This window comes from Bacillus sp. B1-b2 (genome assembly GCF_009183415.1).
Taxonomy (GTDB): Bacteria; Bacillota; Bacilli; order Bacillales; family Cytobacillaceae; genus Niallia.
This window is the reverse complement of record NZ_WEHU01000005.1, coordinates 115,649-133,941: the sequence shown is the minus strand read 5'-3', so window position 1 is coordinate 133,941 and position 18,293 is coordinate 115,649. Positions and strand designations below refer to the sequence as shown.

Below are 18,293 nucleotides of genomic sequence, written 5' to 3'. Positions count from 1 at the left end.
ATGAAATACTTGTCCTTCTATTAACTAGAAATGTGTATTCCATCTAAAATATATTTCCAATAATGATTATTTCCTTCCCAAATTTCTCCATTAGGTAATTCTATGGCTGTAACTTTTTCTAAAGGCCAATATAATTCTGTCATTTGATTTCCTTCTGTGTGATTGACTACTAGTAGATGAAAGTCATTCTTGACGTTTTTTCGTAACACTTCTTCTAACCTTATCACCTCTTCTAAAGTGCCTTCTGTGCGTATAAATAAAATACGTTTAGCGCTAGAAAGAAAGGTTAAGAATCTGGCAATGCGTCTATCGTATTTTTCTTTTATTTCTGGTAGTTCTTGAAGGTCGTCCAATTTATTTCGTGATCTTTTAAAGTCATGATTAAAGCTAATGACATTTTGTTCATCGAATACAAGCATATCGTAATCTGACAGATATTGTATCCCTTTTAAATTTTTTAAATCTAAAAAGTTAGCAAAGTGATTTTCTAATAAATGTATGACCTTACTTAAATCGGGTGAACCTACCCAATCAAATGGACCTGCATATGTTCTTAATTGGTTGTCTCTTAGTTTCATAGCTGGCAAGCAGTTATTTCCTAAGCTAAATATTACGTCATATTCTCCTTTTATTCTGCTTAAATACATACTAAACACCTTATTTCACATATTGGTATATTGAAAATAGTAAGAAGTAAAACTTCTTACTATATTAAATGAAAACTATTACAATCTGGAGCAGGCAAACATCTATACCTAACCAAAAAAGGTGTTTAACTAATTGTTACATATTGATCAAAGGTTAATCCACTTTAGCTATTGTATAGTCGTATGTTTCCTTTAATCCAGAAAAGATGTTAAATTGGGGATTCCAATTAAGCTGAAGATTTGCTTGTTCATTTTTTAAACAGCTATGTTTGATATCTCCCACTCTTGCTACTGTATGGTTCGTTTTAATGGTTTCTGAGTGGAGACTTTTGAAGGTAGTTATCAGTTCATTAATAGAAGTGTTTCTGCCTGTACTTATATTCACAATACCACTATCACTTGTTTTAGCTGCAGCCATATTTGCAGAAACAACATCTTTTACATATATAAAGTCTCTACTCTGCTCCCCGTCTCCATGAATATTAAAGGGGGTGTTAGTTTTTAATTTATCTAAGAATACTGCTATAACTCCACCTTCTCCTTTTGGTGTTTGTCGTGGTCCATATACATTGCCATAACGCAAAATGGAGTAAGATAGACCATATAGCTCCTGATATAATTGAATGTATTTTTCCGCCGAACATTTGGATAAGCCATAATAAGAGGAGGGGTTAGTCAAATCTGCCTCCTCAATAATTGGTTTATTGACATTTCCATATACAGCAGATGTGGAAGAAAAGATAATTTTATGAACCTTTGCTTCTTTACAAGCTTCTAGTAAATTAATCGTTCCATTTATATTCACATCACTATCATATGTTGGATTTTCTATTGATAAAGAAACATCTGCTTGTGCTGCAAGATGATAAAGAATGGAAGGCTGTTCTTCTATTATTAACTTTTTTGCTGCTGTACTTCTAATATCTACTTCATGTAATATAGCAAGTGGATTGATATAATCTTTTTTACCACTTATAAAATTATCTATTATATGAACTTCATGTCCCTCTTTTACTAAAGCATCTACCAAATGTGACCCTATAAAACCTGCTCCTCCAGTTACAAAAATCTTCATTTTATATCTCCTCTATACTTTTTTAATATAATATGAGAGGATTTTATTTTTGTATAAGTTGACTACCTATATGACTACGATTTATCGCCTATTTAACAATGGGATAAATGAACCCTTGCTATTGGGATATATATATTAATAACAAGGGTTTCTTATAGATTAAGCTTGTAAGAGTTCAAAGATTTAGATAATGGGACTAGAGATTATTGAACAAGTGTCTTGTCAAATATGTTATTAATCAAACTCTCTGCAGTATGGAAAGTTGACTCTGCTATAAGCTCATTTTCTGTTTCTTTTTGAATTTTCTTTATTAGTTCCATCGTTTTATCATTTGGTAATTTATACTCATTTGGAAGACTTGCATTTAATTTGCTTAATTCTGGGTCAATAAAAACATGCTTTGCCTCAGGTGGATTTTGAAATATTTGATCATATTTCGCACTTGAAATATCCTTAAAAACATCTTCTAAAATATCATTCGGTAGAAAATAATTCTTTGGTAACTTTGACATTACTTCTTCCCAAATTTCTTGCTCGACAAATGTTTTAGGGGTAGGTGGAGGATTTAAGAATAAATGATCATAGTTATTACCATTCATTTCATAAATGGATTGAAGTGCTTGTTCATTGGGTAGTTGGTAGTCAGATGGAAGAGAGGAAAGAATTGTTTCCATAAATAATGGATCTACAAACGTAGAAGCCGAATCCATTGTTGGCTCACTAATAAAGATAGATGAAAATGTATCAATATTCATAGGTTCAAATATTTCTGTAGTTCGTTTATTGGGTATTTTATAATTATCTTTTAAATTTTCTAAAATATTATCCCATATATTATTTTCAATTTTTACTTTCTTAGGAGCTTCTTCTTGCAGAGGTGGAAGATCAGTAGTTTCTAGCTTCACTACTTCTGCTAATTTTACTTCTAGCTTTTTTTGTACTGTGGATTGATTTTCTATTTTCTGATTTTTTGACCATGTCCATATCTGTTTTCCTAGTTTCATTCCTTCTGAAACGATAATAGGGACTACTTCATTAAGAATCTTCTTCCAAGGATCCATCTTCAAAATCCTTTCTTCTCTTACTAATAGCACGCTTGTATACGTCGACAATATTATTTACACCTGTTGATAAGGACCAATGCTTCATTCCCCATTCTTTTGCATTATATCCTAATGATATTCGTAAGTTATCATTAGTAAGTAATTCATTTAAATGTTTGTAAATGGCCTCTACATCACCTGCAGGATACAATATTCCTGTTACCCCGTCATGAACCATTTCAGGAAGTCCACCAGCATCACTTACCAAAGTTGGTTTTCCTGCAATTTGTGCTTCCACTAATGATAATGGTTGATTTTCTAGTAAACTAGGAAATACGTATATATCGCAAATGGATACTAAATAAGGAATATCATCTCGTACTCCAAAGAAATATACATCATCTTCTAAGTCAAGTTTTTTTGCTTGTTCTTCAAACTCCGCTTGTTGATCCCCTTCTCCAACAATCCAACAAACCCAATCATTACGCTCTTTTTTTAATTGGCCTAATGCATCAATAAGATGATAAATTCCTTTTAAGTCAATTAACCTCCCTGTATAAAGAATGATTTTCTTATCTTTTGGTATTTTAATGGACTTTGTTTTGTGCTTCATTCTTTCTAGAAAACTATCTGTATCAAATCCATAATGCAATACTTTAATCTTCTCTTCTTGTGCTTGAAACTCATTCACCAATATGTTTTTAAGCCAATTATTAGCAACTATAGTTTCATCTGCAGCACTTGCACCTACTCTTTCTAAATCATCGTAATAGGCTCTTGCCATAAATGAATTGTTAGAATCATGCAATGTGGTTATTTGATGACGTATTTCATGAGCAACTGAACCATGAAGAGTAGCTACTAAAGCTGTTGATTCGGGAAGTACTCTTTTAATACTAGCAGTTGAAAGAATATCTTGTGTATGAATGACGTCATATTGCTCTAAGCCAAAATAGGCAGCGGAAAGCTCAAACACATATCTTTGAAATTCAGTATATTTGACTAGTGTATTAGCATGAATGGCAGGAAATAATTCTTTTGATAACTTTGCTTCAAGCAAGGGCATTAGCTTTTCCTTTTTTAATACCATTCCTTTATTAAGAATACTTACAGCAGAATTATCTTCATTGAATCCCAGAATATCTACCTCATGTCCCAAGGATTCGAGCTTTTTCTTCTGTTGCTCCATATAGTGCCATACTCCACCTACATGAGGAATGGCCCAATAGGTTGCTAGTAATATTTTCATTTTCTCATCTCCGCCTAACATTTGTTAACCCCTCATTTATCATCTTATTTTCTCCCTTATCATGATTATTTCTTATAAACCATCTCGTAAGAATTTGTTTGTATTACTACCTTTACATAAGTAGTATATAGACTGCTATTATTTTCGTGTCATATTTTAGTAGACATTAGGTAAAGTTAAAATAAGCTTCAGACCATTGTCATCTATATCTTATTCGTTCTCTTGTTTTGAATAATTCCTTCATTATATATCTCCATCATTTTCCTTGCACTATTCTCTAATGACCAATGTTCTAAAGCCCATTTTTTTGCATTATTAGCAAGTTGTTTACTGTATGCTTCATTTTCAAGCAAAGCATATAAACTGTTGCAAAGTTCTTTTTCATTTCCTGCTTTTGTAATGATACCAGTTACTCCATGCTCCACCATTTCAGGTATTCCACCAGCATCACTAACAATAATAGGTTTCCCTACAATTTGTGCTTCAATTAATGAAAGTGGTTGATTTTCTATTAAGCTTGGTAATACAAAGAGATCTGCTTCAAATAGGAGCTGTGGAATATCATCTCTTGTTCCTAAAAATTTTATGCTATCTTCTAGATTATTTTCTTGTACTTGTCTTTCTAATTCTGCTTGTTTCTCCCCTTCCCCAACAATCCAACATACCCAGTCTTTTTGAGAAGCATGTAGCATATTTAATGCATTAATAAGATGATGAATTCCTTTTAAGGTGACAAGTCTACCAGTATAGATAATTACTTTCTTATTATCTAATCTTGTCACATTCCTTTGATTAGGGTTAATTTTATTTAAGAATGTTTCAATATCATAGCCATAATGCATAACTTGAAGTTGTTCTGGCGAGACATGGAACTCATTTATTAAGACGTCCTTTAAGTAATTATTAGCTACAATCGTTTTAGAAGCAGATGTAGCTCCAAGTATCTCTAATTCGTCAAAGAATGTGCAAGCAAGTGGAGAGGTTGGCGTAACATGTACATTCATGACATAATCTCTCATTTCATGTGCCACAGAGCCATGGAGAGTGGCAATTAGTGTTGTTTCTTTTGGTTTTACTCTTCCGAAAACAGAGCTAGAATAGACATCTTGTGTATGAATGACATCATATTTACTCAAGTTTAACTTAGAAACACTTTTTTCAAAAACTAATCTTTGAGACTCACAGAATCTGACAACAGAATCAGCATAATAGTTTTTTTCAAGAGCTAATTTGTCTATTTGTCTATTTGTTTCTTCCAATACATCTTCCTTTGGGAGCTTTACTTCTTCTGAAACAAAATATACATATTTATGATTATCACCATATCCGAGTAAATCGACTTCGTGTCCAAATTTCTCTAACTGTTTTTTTAATTGATTCATATAATTCCATACGCCACCAATATGTGGGACCACCCAAAATGTGGCAAGTAGGATTTTCATATACACAACTCCTCTTATTTTTTTCTCTTTTATATACTTATTTCAAATAGTTAAATGTAGTGTAGACGATAGCCCTTACTATCTATATTTATTCCGAAAATTCCGCTCCTTCTCCTTTCTATTCGTCTAGTCAATATCGAGAATCAGACATAATATGTTCTGTACAAACATTCTTTAACCCCTTGGAGGTGAAAATATGCCGATAGCATTACAAGCTTATACAACACCTGCTAATACAACAAGAATTTTTGATAGTGCTGCACCAGTAGGCCCTGCAGTATTTACAACTCCATCTAATCCTCAAATCGAAGGAAATGATGCTTATTTATGGTCACCTGTAACAACTTCTGGACAAGTAGTTACGTTTCAAAGTACTTTCACTTTTGGTGCTCCTGCTCTAGCTTTAGCATTACCAGTTAGTGTATACTACGCATTTGCTGGGAATGAAAATGTCTCTGTCACTGGAACACTACAAGTACTAAATCTTTTAGGAATTGTTGTATTAACAGTACCATTATTCACAGATAACAATGATGCAAATCCAAATAACGTAGAAATTGCATCTGCTGATACGTTAGTTGCAGCTAGTTTACTAGGTGGATCTATAACTATTACCATTGATGCAACTGTAACTGCTCCTGTTACTCTTCCTTATACTCCTCCGAATACAGGTCGTTATCTTGGAGAAATTATTGTTCAAACAGTAGTTTAAACATCATTAAATTGAAACTTTAACTCTTTATTATTTATTAGAATGAAAAAGGTGGTGAAATGAATGACATTACTTTTACAATCCTTTACTACTACTGCTAATACAGTAATTACAGCTGATTCTGCAGGTGGTCCTATACCTAAAACTCCCGTATTAGCACTAGATCCAGCATTACCTTATATTGATGGAAACAATAGTTATATATGGTCTCCACTTACAGCCCCTAGTCAAAATGTAACCTTCAGAACTACATTTTCTGTTGGCGCTCCATTGCTTTCTTTAGCATTACCACTCGCAATCAACTATGCTTTTGCAGGAGATCAGAACGTATCCGTAAGTGGTACATTACAAGTGCTTAATCTTCTTGGGATAGTAGTTTTAACTCTCCCTCTATTTACTAATGTTGTAAATATTGAAGGAAACACTAGTGTAGAAATCGCTTCTGCTGATACCATATTAGCGGCTGCTCTTCTAGGTGGAACGATTAATATATTTATTGATGCAACAGTTGTTGCTCCACCAGTAGGAACAGGAAATTACCTTGGACAAATGACAGTGAGAAGCATTGTATAATAGTTGCTTTTAGGTTGTGAGGTTTAGATCCTAACCAAAAAAATCTACTAATAGTAGAAGAAACAAGATCTTTTCATAAGATCTTGTTTCTTCTATATAAAGTACTTTAATAGAAAGTTATGATACTCATAAATAGTTTTAATAAATAGGAGATGTGAGTAGGTTGAATTTAGAAGATGTAAAGGGCTCATATGATTTATATGTAAGCTTAGGTAGCTGGTGTGGTCCATCGTTAAATTTAAGAAGGCATCATTTAAGAAGATTTTCCTTTCCGTTAGATTGGTCTATTTCTAATTCACTTAGTGATGTAAATACATTATTAAAAACAAACTTCTATGGTTATATGGAATTAGAAAATTTGGAAAAAACAGAAGGATTTGCTCATTTCCTGGATGATGGAGATGCAGTGTTTGCACAAACAGGAGATGAACATCCAGTAACAGCTCATTTTATTAAAGATAATTTCTCTAATATTATTTCTGTTCATGACTTCCCTTTAATTTCTGGACAAGATTGGCAGGTGCGCTATCCACTATTTAAGGAGACTCTGACTAATCGCATACAACGTTTATACGAAAAACTGTATACAAGTAACTCTGTCTTATTTTTAAGATGGGGATATGCTAGTGCTGATGAAATGGCTGAATTAGAAAGTATTTTAATGTCTATTATTCCAAACCGTTTTAAAATAGTTATCCTTCAACCTACAGAAGGAATAAACGATATTCAGGATATGAATTTTCCTTTAGCTCATGTGTGTTCTGTACAAGTTCCCGCAAATAGACCAAATGATTTGGAAATTTGGGATAAAGTGTTAACTGGTTTTTCCTTAACTAACTATCATCAATAGAATAATAAAATATATATAAGAAAGCGTTTTCTTGTTAAATGCAAACATCTATTCACCACTCCAAATTTCATCATACTAATAGGGAAGATCGTTAGAACCTCCTACTGTGTTGATTTTTGCATTACATTAGGATGGTAACTAAGCTTCCCTCATTTTAAAGTATGTTAGCTATATTTAAAAAGTATCTTTACTCTCCTTTCTTCTATAAAAGTTAGATTACTGTGAAACTTTCCTTTCTTTTTAACCAAGTGTTAATGCAAGTTTTTTTAATTTCTAGTAGACATGCCTATAGCAACTATCCACTTTATACATACTCTGTTAAAGAAGTAAAAAGGTTGTGGCCTTTTTTAAACTATTTGAATAAAGCAATTTTTTCGAAAGTAGGTGACCAATGAAAATCCTAACCGTTTTAGGAACAAGACCAGAGATTATACGCCTGAGTCTAATCATTCATAAATTAGATGAATATGCAGAAAAGCATACTTTAGTGCATACTGGACAAAATTTTACCAATTCGCTAAGTGATATTTTCTTTCAAGAACTTAATATTAGAAAACCTGACTATTTTCTTGGCAATGGTAAACAATCAGTTGGCCAGCAATTAGCTAGCATGTTTAAAGAACTAGAAATAATCATCCAGAAAGAAGCACCAGATAAAGTACTAGTGCTTGGCGATACTAATAGTGGACTTAGTTCCATTTTAGCGGAAAGAATGGGTATTCCCGTTTATCATATGGAAGCTGGTAATCGCTGCTTTGACTTAGAGGTTCCAGAAGAAAAAAATAGAAAAGTAATTGATGCCATCTCAAGCGTTAATTTACCATACACTCCTCAAAGTAGAGAAAACCTTCTTAAAGAAGGAATACCTTCTAACCGAATCATGATAACAGGCAATCCTATTTACGAAGTACTGCAGTATTATAAAAAAGAGATTGAAGCTAGTGATATCTTAACTAAATTGTCACTAACACATCAAGATTACTTTCTAGTAACAGCTCACCGTGCTGAGAATGTAGACCATGAATCAAGATTAACAGAAATCATCAATGGGTTAAGTTTAATAGCTTCAAGCTTTAATAAGAGAATTATATGTAGTATTCATCCACGAACAAAAGATAAATTAAACCGTAAGACTATAGAAAGCCTTCATCCCTTAGTAGAATTTCATGAACCGTTTGGTTTCTACGACTTTGTTAAACTAGAAAAAAATGCTTTGTGCGTACTAACAGACAGTGGAACAGTTCAAGAGGAATGTTGTTTGTTCCATGTTCCAACAGTAACAATTAGAAATTCTACCGAAAGACCTGAAACTATTGCTTGCGGTAGCAATATTCTTTCAGGCTTAAACAAAGAGCATATTCTAAATAGTGTACAAGTAATGGTAAAACAAAAAAATATGTGGAGTTTTCCAGAGGGTTACGATCATCCGAACGTTTCAGATAAAGTGATAAAAGTATTATTAGGAGGAATGAAAGTTGTTTAAAGATCAGACAATTCTTATTACAGGTGGGACTGGATCTTGGGGGCATGAGTTAGTAAAACAGTTGCTGAAGGAAGATCCAAAAGAAATCAGAATATATTCTAGAAATGAATCTAATCAGTTTTCCATGAAACAAGAATTTGATAATAACCCAAAATTACATTTTATCATTGGAGATATTAAAGAAATGAAAGGCTTATTAGAAGCTTGTAGAAAAGTTGATTACGTCTTTCACTTAGCAGCACTAAAGCATGTTCCTGTATGTGAAGATCAACCTTTAGAAGCGATTAAAACAAATGCAATGGGTACACAAAATGTAATAGAAGCTGCAATAGCTAGTAATGTTCATAAGGTAGTCTATATCTCAACAGATAAAGCAAGTGATCCATCAAATATTTATGGGTTATCAAAAGCAATGGGTGAAAAGCTAATAATTCATGCGAATAAGATTCTAATACAAAATTTGTTTGTATTAGAGGTGGAAATGTACTTGGTACAAACGGAAGTGTTATCCATGTATTCAAGAAGCAAATCAAAGAAAAGAAAACAGTCGGCATTACAGATGTAAACATGACGAGATTCTTCTTAACCGTTCATGATGCTATTCAATTAGTATTTAAAGCAACCTACGAAAGCTTTGGTGGAGAGATCTTTGTCATGAAGATGCCAACTATTAAAATCACTGACTTAGCTGATGTACTAATTGAAGAGTTAAACGAGAAAGATGTGACAAGAACCATTCTTGGAATCAGACCAGGGGAAAAAGTCCATGAGCTACTATTATCTAAATATGAGAGTACCACCACAGTAGTGTATGACGAAGAATATTTTGTCATTCTTCCTTCCATTCATATTAAAGGCTTAAAAGAGCATTATGCTAGTTACAAACCAGTTGATTTAGAAGACTATAATTCTAGTACAGAACTAATTAGTAAAAAAGAAATTCGTGAAATGCTAATGAAAGGTGGATTATTATAAAATGAAAATCTTGATCCTGGGCGCAAAAGGAATGGCAGGACATGTTATTTCCGCCTATTTCAAGAAGAATCCTAAATATGAAGTACATTCCACCTCCCGCGATAAAAATGATCAAGACACAATCTTTCTTGATGTGACAGATACGAAAAGTCTCGAAAATTTGATTGATAGTACTAAGCCTGATATTGTCATAAATTGTATTGGTGTTCTCAATCACTTTGCAGAACAAGATCCATTACTAGCATTACAAGTCAATAGCCTATTGCCTCATCAGCTTGCTAAACTAGTAGATCGCTATAATGGTAAATTAATTCATATTAGTACAGATTGTGTTTTCTCTGGCGAAAAGGGTGACTATGAAGAGAATGCTTTAACAGATGGTACCTCTGAATATGCCAAAACAAAACAATTAGGGGAAATAAAAGATCATAAAAATCTAACCATTCGAACATCCATTATAGGACCAGAACTAAAGGATGATGGAATTGGATTATTTCTCTGGTTCATGAAGCAAAAAGGAGAAATTAACGGTTTTAAAAATGCAATGTGGAATGGAGTAACAACTCTTGAGCTTGCAAAGGTGATAGAGGCGATGATAGAACAAAAAGTAGTAGGTTTATACCATTTAGGAAACACTCCGAAAATATCAAAATTTGAGCTACTAACGTTGATACAAAAGGTTTATGATAAAAAAGATGTCCAGATTTTACCTGAGTATGATTTTATTCAAGATAGAACAATAAAAAATACAAGAACAGATTTTTCCTATTCAATCCCATCATATAAAGACATGTTGCTGGAATTAAAAACATGGATGCAGCAAAAATGAGTAACCACCCTTCTATCCTAATAACTGGAGCTAACGGGTTTACAGGACAACATGCATGTGAGTATTTTAGCCATGCAGGATATGAAGTAATTGCGACAACTAGAAGTAAAACTAATATGTCATCCAATATCCAACAGGAGCATTTAGATCTTTTAAATCATAAAGAAGTATATCATTTAATAAGTAGAACGAAACCACAATATCTCTTGCATTTAGCAGGACAGAATAATGTTTCGGATTCTTGGGAGGATCCTCTCTCTACACTGGAAGCAAATGTCCTATCTACCGCCTATTTAATCGACGCACTTCATCGTATTAATCCTTCCTGCAAAATATTAATTATTGGTTCTTCTCTTCAAAATCAATCAATTACAGAATACCCTTCACACCCCTATAGTTTGAGTAAAGCATTACAATCGATTCTTGCTAAAGGATGGTCTCATTTATATAATCTTCATATAATGGAAGCAAAACCATCTAATTTAATCGGACCAGGCTATTCTAATGGGGTCTGTGCACTATTTGCTCAAAAAATTGTAAAAATGGAACAAGGGAAAATGCAACCGATGTTAGAGGTTCATAATTTACTCGCTTCAAGAGATTTCTTAGATGTGAGAGATGCTGTCTCTGCATATGATATGATTTTTCAAAAAGGAGTAGCTGGAGAAACATATGATATATCTTCTGGTGAATTACGCTCTCTTGGGGAAATCGTAAACGAGCTAAAGCAGCTCTCAACTATTGGATTCTCTACAAAGTCTGCAAATAACATGTTAGGTGATCAACAAAAAGTAATTAGTTCTCATAAAATCAGACAATTGGGTTGGGAGAATAAAATACCTTTTCAAACTTCTATAAAAAGTATTTTAGATTTCTATCGTCAAAATGAACATAATTCTCTTTCATTATGAGTGATTAAGTTGGTATAGAATGACAGCGGTGGTCATTCTGTACCAATAATAATAATATATTTTATAAAAGGACACTATCCTTTGTTTTCTATACCAAGAGTCTTTAACATTTTCAAGAAATTTTTTGCATATTCTTGTGGACTAAATTCGCGGATTAAGTGGTAAGTAGCATTCATCCTTATTTGCTCTCGAAGGGAAAAATTATTCATTAACTCCGTTGCTTCCGTAATAGCTTCATCTATATCCCCAAGAGTATAATACTTCCCTGTTTGATTATGAATGATGGAACTTCTTACACCATCTGAATCAGTTGTTAATACAGGACATCTACAACTAATCGCTTCAAGGATTGAATATGGAGCACCTTCCACTTTTGAAGTAGAGCATAAGAAGCCACCTGAATCACCAATAATCGAAAAATATTCTTTCATTTTTCCATTTGGAACATTAGGATGAATCGTAATTTTACTCTCGAGTTTTAATTTTTTCATTAATTGCTTAAATGCTTCTCTTTCTTGTGGTGTTGAAAGCGTTGGATCTTCAAACATATATAATTCAATATCTTGATTAATCGTATCAATTGCTTTTCGTCCAATATATAAAAATTCTCTCCAATTCTTATTATCTTCTAACCTACCTATCCAAGCTAATATTGGGTTTGGGTGCTTTGGGAAAGTCTGATACGAAAACTTACTACTATCAAAGCTATTATTAAATTGGAATTTAGGAGTTTTAGGATACAAATCATCAAAAAGTTTAGAAATATGTGGTGTTTTAGGGTTAAGTAATCCGTCTCCATATGTTGTAACAAAGGAGACTGCCTTCGTTAACTCTGCTGCTGCTACATGTTTTGGACCGTAACCTTGAATTTCTAATACAATTGGACCTTTATAGCCTAATTCTCTAAATCTTTGTATGGCTGGATAATCTGAAATAATAATCATTAATCCATAATTACCCTTATCCAATATCTCTTTAATTTCTTCATCAGTATTTGTAATGTAGACTGGGGCTTCATGGTCATTAACTAAGTCTCTTTCTTTTCGATAATACAGAAAATGTGGATTTAATTTTACAGTTTTCAAGCTAGCAGATCTTTGTCGATTCAATGTTTCTACACCACCGCTTGGGACATAGTAGACAAAAAGTATATTCATATTCCCTTCCCCCTATATATTAAAATTTTCTTATCATGTAACGATGTTAATCACACTAATGAATGTAGTTTCATGGAGTATAGAACAATAGGAAAATAGATTTAATAAAACTGAAGTTTAACAGGAGGTTTGAAATGAACCCAAAGGTTTCCATAATCATTCCTTTTTATAACTGTTCTTATGTGCAACAAGCAATACAGAGTGCGAAACAACAAACATATAAAAATATTGAAATAATCGTAGTAGATGACGGATCAACAAAGGAAATAGATAAGCTAGAACGGTATAAAAATGATATAGTATATTTACGCAAAGCAAATGGTGGAACAGCTACTGCTTTAAATCATGGTATTGAACATGCAACTGGTGAATATATTGCTTGGTTAAGCTCTGATGACTTTTTTATGCCTGATAAGATTGCCAAGCAATTGAAATTTATGTTAGCCAACAGCTATGATGCTAGTTTTACGAACTATGATATTATCGATAAAAATAATCATGTTATCACACCATGTAATAGCCAACGTTTCACTACCATTACTGAGGTATACAAAAGCTATCTGAACACAAATATAATCAACGGTTGTACCATCATGTTAAAGAAGGATCTTTTTAAAAAGTTCGGTAAATTTAATGAAGTATTTAAGTATACACATGATTACGAAATGTGGTTCCGATTGCTTGTAAATGGCATTCCTATTCATTATTATGATGATTCGCTAACAAAATTTAGAACACACGATGAATCTGGTACAAGTAAATACCAACATGAAATGCTTAACGAAATGAAATTAATTGAAAGCTATTACCGCCCAAAGATGATTCAATACATTATATGTAATCTTTGAGCAACTAACACCATTTTCTTTTTGAAAAATGGAGGATATAAAAAAAACACTAGATGCGTGACATAATCGCATCTAGTGTTTTTTAGACTTCCGTTTATTATTCTGTAATTTCTACTTTCTCCATTACATCGCCATTTTTCATAGCTTTTACTGTATCCATTCCAGAAGTAACTTGTCCAAATACAGTATGAACTCCATTTAAATGAGGCTGTGGATCATGTACAATAAAGAATTGGCTTCCACCTGTATCACGACCAGCATGTGCCATAGAAAGAGATCCTTCTACGTGTTTATGTGGATTTCCTACTGTTTCACACTTAATTGTGTAACCAGGACCACCAGTTCCGTTACCGTTTGGATCTCCACCTTGGCTTACAAATTCAGGAATTACGCGATGGAATGATAATCCATTGTAAAATCCTTTATTAATTAACTCAACAAAGTTAGCTACAGTACCAGGTGCTTCATTTGGGTATAATTCAAATTCAATTTTCTCACCATTTTGCATTAATATGTATCCTTTATTAGCCATAAAAACATCTCCTTTTTTAAAATCAGATTTTATCATACCATTTTTTTTGCAAGAAGGAAAATCTTATGTTCTTACTATCCATCTTAATTATCGATAGTCTCTGGCTTTGGATAATCTTTTCCTTTTGTATCAACAGTTACTTCTTTCATTTTGACCTCTGTTACTGGTTTATCTGCTGAATCTCTTTCTACAGATACGATTTTGTCCACTACATCCATTCCACTTACTACTTTTCCAAAAGAGGCATATTCTCCATCTAAATGAGGGGCATCTGCAACCATAATAAAGAACTGACTTCCAGCAGAATCAGGCATTTGAGATCTTGCCATGCTGAGTACGCCTCTTTCATGCTTAAGATTGTTCTCTACACCATTCCCAGAAAACTCCCCTTCAATAGAGTAGCCAGGGTCCCCAGTGCCGTCACCATTCGGATCTCCCCCTTGAATCATAAAATCTGGTATAACTCGATGGAAGGTTAATCCATCATAGAAACCGTCTTGCACAAGAGTAATAAAATTATTCACCGTATTAGGAGCAACACTTGGAAAAAGCTCTATTTCTATTTTTGCTTCATCTTCCATTGTAATGGTTACAATAGGGTTATCACTTGAACTAGTTACAGTTGAATTAGATGCATTACTTTCTGATGACTTTTTCGTTTCTTGGTCGCTAGACGACCCACATCCTGCCAAAATGATGATTAGCAACATGGTAGTTAAAACCAATCCCTTTTGTACTATAAATGGTGCTTTCTTCATTCTTTACACTCCTATGCATTAATCACTTTTCATTCCATCATATCGAAAAAAGCTTTGAGGGACAAGGATTATGAGTTATTAATACTTATTTAGGTAATAATAACTCCACTTTAGTACCAATATTTTCTTTACTAGAAAAATAAATTTTCCCTTTATTTGCTTCCATAATTCGATAGCTTACCATTAAACCAAGACCAGTTCCTTTTTCTTTTAAGGTATAAAATGGCTCACCTAATTTAGGGATAATTTCTTGAGGAATACCGATCCCATTATCGACTATATCCACTTTTAAATATCTTTCATCTGTTTCCTGCACTAAAATCTTTAAGTTTCCTCCATTGGGCATTGCTTCAATAGAATTTTTCAACAGGTTAATAAAGACCTGCTTTATTTGATTTCCATCACACTCAATATGTAAAATACTTGTTTGAAATTCTGTTTCTATCTGAATATTGGATGTAGAAAGTTCATGCTGTAAAAAAAAGATAACCTGTTCAATTAATGTACTTATATTGTGGTGCTTTAAAACAAGGGCTTGTGGCTTAGCTACTACTAAAAATTCATTTGTAATTAGTTCAATTCTATCAATTTCTGCCATAATAATCTCTAAATACTCTCTATTACTAGTTGAAAGTAGATTATTATGAAGTAATTGAGAAAAACCTTTTAAGGTTGTTAGCGGATTTCTAATCTCATGTGCAACACCAGCAGCCATTTGACCAACAACAGCAAGTTTTTCTTTCTTTTGAAGTAAATTCTCCGTATTTCTTAACTGGGTAATTTCTATACAAGATCCTATAACACTATCAACTTTTCCATTTTTAAATACAGGATTTAATGTAACATACAAAAGAATCTCTTTTTGAAAAGGTAGTTCAAAGGAAATGGCGTTTCCCTTCCATGCTAGTTGCTGATATGCAAGTAAACCAGGAAATTTTTCATAAAAGTCAGAGTGAACATTTTTATAGATTATCTCATCTGGGTTAACTTTTAGTTTTTCATTTAAGAGACCATCCCATAAGGAGAAAATAAATTGTCCATTTCGACTTCGATATTTAAATATAATGCCTTGTTGTAGCTTCACAGCATTTTTCAATTCAAGCTCTGCTTGTTCTTGTAGCATATGAGCTTTCTTTTGTTCCGTTATATCTCTTGAGATTCCAGAGATATATTCCATTTCTCCCTGTTCATCGTAAATAGGCGATAATGTTATTTGAATATAAATAGTTCTACCATCATTTCGTACATACTTAAACTCATAGTTTTCCACAGGGATACCATGTATTATTTGATAGCATAATTTTTGAATAGGTAATTGATAACGTGGCAGTATGTCATTAATATGTTTTCCTGTTACATCATCATTAGATAATCCATAAATGTCTCTAAAAGCACTATTAATGGTTTTAATTTCCCCATCCATATTGGTAAGCATTATGCCTTCCTTTGTATGATTAATAAAGGATTGAAGAAGTGTATCTCTTTCTTTTAAGTTATTTTTAATTTCCTTTTTTTGTGCAAAAGAAAGTGTAATTTGAGAATAATAGAAAGCTTTATATATATAGACAAACCCTAATAGTTTAAAAACATGAGCGATAATAATTAAGCCATTTTCCGCAATATTATAAGCAGATAACAAAAAACTATTTACACATAAGAAAAAAAGTGCATACAAAAGGTCATGTTTAGAGAATTGCTTAACATCAAAATAAGAAGTAAAAAGAAAAAGGATAGATAGTAATTGAAAGCTAATGGTAAACCATTCAAATAAGGCTTTTAAAAGTGTTGTATTATTATTTTGATCAATTAATAATGGTAAATTAGGTTCAAAGTAGATAATAGTAAAACTGATTATAGTAATGATAATAATAGTGCTTAAAAAGAAATAGATACGATTTTTAATAGAAACTAGTTGCTTTACACTTGAGTAAGTAATTAATAGAAACAAAGAGACTGATTGTAGCATTCTTGAAAAAATCCAAAACCACATTGTTTTTTCTGCCGTATTTTCGGTTATAAATTGGGGCATATCAAAAAAAGAAAAGGTATGAAAATAATCAAGAATACCAATGGTAATGAATATGAATGGTGTCCATAAAAAAACAGCGGATTGTTCATATTTATAGGCTTGCCAGCTGTATGTAGCTATAGAAAAACAAACAAAAATACCACATATCTCAAGGAATGTGTGTAATGGTGTAAAATTTTCAACCACTAATGAAGTATTCGCTAAGAAGTATATAACTAATAGGGTGAATATGGGCAACACAAAAAGGAAAACATTTATTTTTCTGAGATTTTTGAAATTAAACATGTGAACTCCTAACAGTAATAATGTTGACTAGTATTTTCTCCTATAATATTCTTATATATTTTTTTCTAGTTAATTAATTTATTCGACAAATGAAAGTAATATCCTTTTTAATAAATAAAAAGATCTTCCTTTGGTAGGAAGATCTTCACTTTATTGGAAAAAGATTATGTCAATGGATAGACAAAAAAATTACTAGCATCATCCTGCCTAGGAATTGTATAGGGAGGTCATTTCCTCTCTGAATAGGGGCTGATTTCCGTTACAGAGGTTCGCTTTCCACGGGGCGGGCGCTAAGCCTCCTCGCCGTTCCGTCTGTGGGGTCTTAGCTGTCCCGCTTATCCCGTAGGAGTCTTACCCCTTCCACTACAATCATCTGTGTAATAATACTAATTTTTCTTGCTAAATTAGTATTTATTGATTTTTTCCGTTGGTCACCTAATTGAGTAGGAATAGAAACCTTTTCACCGATTCCTCACAAACTCTTCCTTCCTTCATTCATGGGTATTCTACATTAGTTATTTTGTAGCGAATCACCAAAAATAAACGGATATTTACGTCTAATGGCAAATATATTGTTCATTTACTTGCTAATAAGCGGATTTTTCCGGTTAAGTAAGGGAAATGCTTCCCAATTTCATGTGTTCTAAGGAAATAGGCGTAATTCTCCGTCTATTTCCATTGTTTTTCATGGAAGTAACGAAAATAAGAGGATTTCTACGACTATTATTTCTAAAAATGCTCTTTTCCAAATTCTATATGATGCAAAGTTTAACTTTATTTCATCGTTCATTCGATTTTCTACTATTTCTATATTTGAATAGGTGAAGTACATAAAAAAGTCCCTCGTTTTCCCTAAAAGGTGTTATAAATTCGCGATTTTGCTTTCCTATTCATA

At 32.7% G+C, this 18,293-nt stretch carries 16 protein-coding genes and 1 pseudogene; 8 read left to right on the top strand and 9 right to left on the bottom strand.

Going from position 1 to position 18,293, the window contains the following annotated elements; genetic code table 11:
* Positions 1–20: 20 nt before the first annotated feature.
* From F9279_RS06655 to F9279_RS06635, 5 genes are all read right to left on the bottom strand, one after another.
* Positions 21–647 (bottom strand): DUF1796 family putative cysteine peptidase, encoded by a 627-nt coding sequence (locus tag F9279_RS06655; RefSeq protein WP_152112010.1) that lies wholly within the window; start codon positions 645–647, stop codon positions 21–23.
* Positions 648–801: 154 nt separating this feature from the next.
* Positions 802–1,722 carry an NAD-dependent epimerase/dehydratase family protein gene (locus tag F9279_RS06650; RefSeq protein WP_152112009.1) on the bottom strand — a complete coding sequence of 307 codons (921 nt, stop codon included), beginning with the start codon at positions 1,720–1,722 and terminating at the stop codon, positions 802–804.
* Positions 1,723–1,925: 203 nt separating this feature from the next.
* Complete coding sequence (locus F9279_RS06645) at positions 1,926–2,783, bottom strand: hypothetical protein (protein ID WP_193224492.1); 858 nt, start codon at positions 2,781–2,783, stop codon at positions 1,926–1,928.
* Positions 2,758–4,035 carry a glycosyltransferase family 4 protein gene (locus F9279_RS06640; RefSeq protein WP_319020749.1) on the bottom strand — a complete coding sequence of 426 codons (1,278 nt, stop codon included), beginning with the start codon at positions 4,033–4,035 and terminating at the stop codon, positions 2,758–2,760. The genes F9279_RS06645 and F9279_RS06640 overlap by 26 nt, the downstream gene beginning before the upstream one ends.
* 182 nt (positions 4,036–4,217) lie before the next feature.
* Positions 4,218–5,456: a glycosyltransferase family 4 protein gene (locus tag F9279_RS06635; RefSeq protein WP_152112007.1), complete on the bottom strand. Its 1,239-nt coding sequence runs from the start codon at positions 5,454–5,456 to the stop codon at positions 4,218–4,220.
* Between the two features lie 196 nt (positions 5,457–5,652).
* Here F9279_RS06635 and F9279_RS06630 point away from each other — a divergent pair, with 196 nt between their 5' ends.
* From F9279_RS06630 to F9279_RS06600, 7 genes and pseudogenes are all read left to right on the top strand, one after another.
* Positions 5,653–6,168 carry a hypothetical protein gene (locus tag F9279_RS06630; protein ID WP_152112006.1) on the top strand — a complete coding sequence of 172 codons (516 nt, stop codon included), beginning with the start codon at positions 5,653–5,655 and terminating at the stop codon, positions 6,166–6,168.
* A 63-nt stretch (positions 6,169–6,231) separates the two neighbouring features.
* Positions 6,232–6,741 (top strand): hypothetical protein, encoded by a 510-nt coding sequence (locus F9279_RS06625; protein WP_152112005.1) that lies wholly within the window; start codon positions 6,232–6,234, stop codon positions 6,739–6,741.
* A 163-nt stretch (positions 6,742–6,904) separates the two neighbouring features.
* Positions 6,905–7,591: a DUF1796 family putative cysteine peptidase gene (locus F9279_RS06620; RefSeq protein ID WP_152112004.1), complete on the top strand. Its 687-nt coding sequence runs from the start codon at positions 6,905–6,907 to the stop codon at positions 7,589–7,591.
* Between the two features lie 391 nt (positions 7,592–7,982).
* Positions 7,983–9,074, top strand: coding sequence for a non-hydrolyzing UDP-N-acetylglucosamine 2-epimerase (gene wecB / locus F9279_RS06615; protein ID WP_152112003.1), 1,092 nt, complete (start codon positions 7,983–7,985; stop codon positions 9,072–9,074).
* Positions 9,067–10,049, top strand: a pseudogene (locus tag F9279_RS06610) (polysaccharide biosynthesis protein). The gene wecB and the pseudogene F9279_RS06610 overlap by 8 nt, the downstream one beginning before the upstream one ends.
* Before the next feature lies 1 nt (position 10,050).
* On the top strand, positions 10,051–10,878 hold the full coding sequence (locus tag F9279_RS06605) for a dTDP-4-dehydrorhamnose reductase family protein (RefSeq protein WP_152112002.1): 828 nt from the start codon (positions 10,051–10,053) through the stop codon (positions 10,876–10,878).
* Positions 10,860–11,789 carry an NAD-dependent epimerase/dehydratase family protein gene (locus F9279_RS06600; protein WP_226793313.1) on the top strand — a complete coding sequence of 310 codons (930 nt, stop codon included), beginning with the start codon at positions 10,860–10,862 and terminating at the stop codon, positions 11,787–11,789. The genes F9279_RS06605 and F9279_RS06600 overlap by 19 nt, the downstream gene beginning before the upstream one ends.
* 74 nt (positions 11,790–11,863) lie before the next feature.
* On the opposite strand, the gene F9279_RS06595 is transcribed toward F9279_RS06600, so the two are convergent.
* Positions 11,864–12,946 (bottom strand): glycosyltransferase family 4 protein, encoded by a 1,083-nt coding sequence (locus F9279_RS06595; protein WP_152112001.1) that lies wholly within the window; start codon positions 12,944–12,946, stop codon positions 11,864–11,866.
* Between the two features lie 134 nt (positions 12,947–13,080).
* Between F9279_RS06595 and F9279_RS06590 the strand changes: the two genes are divergently transcribed.
* Complete coding sequence (locus F9279_RS06590; protein ID WP_152112000.1) at positions 13,081–13,794, top strand: glycosyltransferase; 714 nt, start codon at positions 13,081–13,083, stop codon at positions 13,792–13,794.
* Between the two features lie 97 nt (positions 13,795–13,891).
* Here the strand turns inward: F9279_RS06590 and F9279_RS06585 are convergent, their stop codons facing one another.
* The 3 genes from F9279_RS06585 to F9279_RS06575 form a co-directional block, all read right to left on the bottom strand.
* The gene (locus tag F9279_RS06585; protein WP_152111999.1) at positions 13,892–14,326 is read right to left on the bottom strand and encodes a peptidylprolyl isomerase; all 435 of its coding nucleotides are present in this window, start codon (positions 14,324–14,326) and stop codon (positions 13,892–13,894) included.
* Between the two features lie 83 nt (positions 14,327–14,409).
* Positions 14,410–15,084, bottom strand: coding sequence for a peptidylprolyl isomerase (locus tag F9279_RS06580; RefSeq protein ID WP_152111998.1), 675 nt, complete (start codon positions 15,082–15,084; stop codon positions 14,410–14,412).
* 85 nt (positions 15,085–15,169) lie between these two features.
* Positions 15,170–17,398 (bottom strand): MASE3 domain-containing protein, encoded by a 2,229-nt coding sequence (locus tag F9279_RS06575; RefSeq protein ID WP_152111997.1) that lies wholly within the window; start codon positions 17,396–17,398, stop codon positions 15,170–15,172.
* Positions 17,399–18,293: the final 895 nt, after the last annotated feature.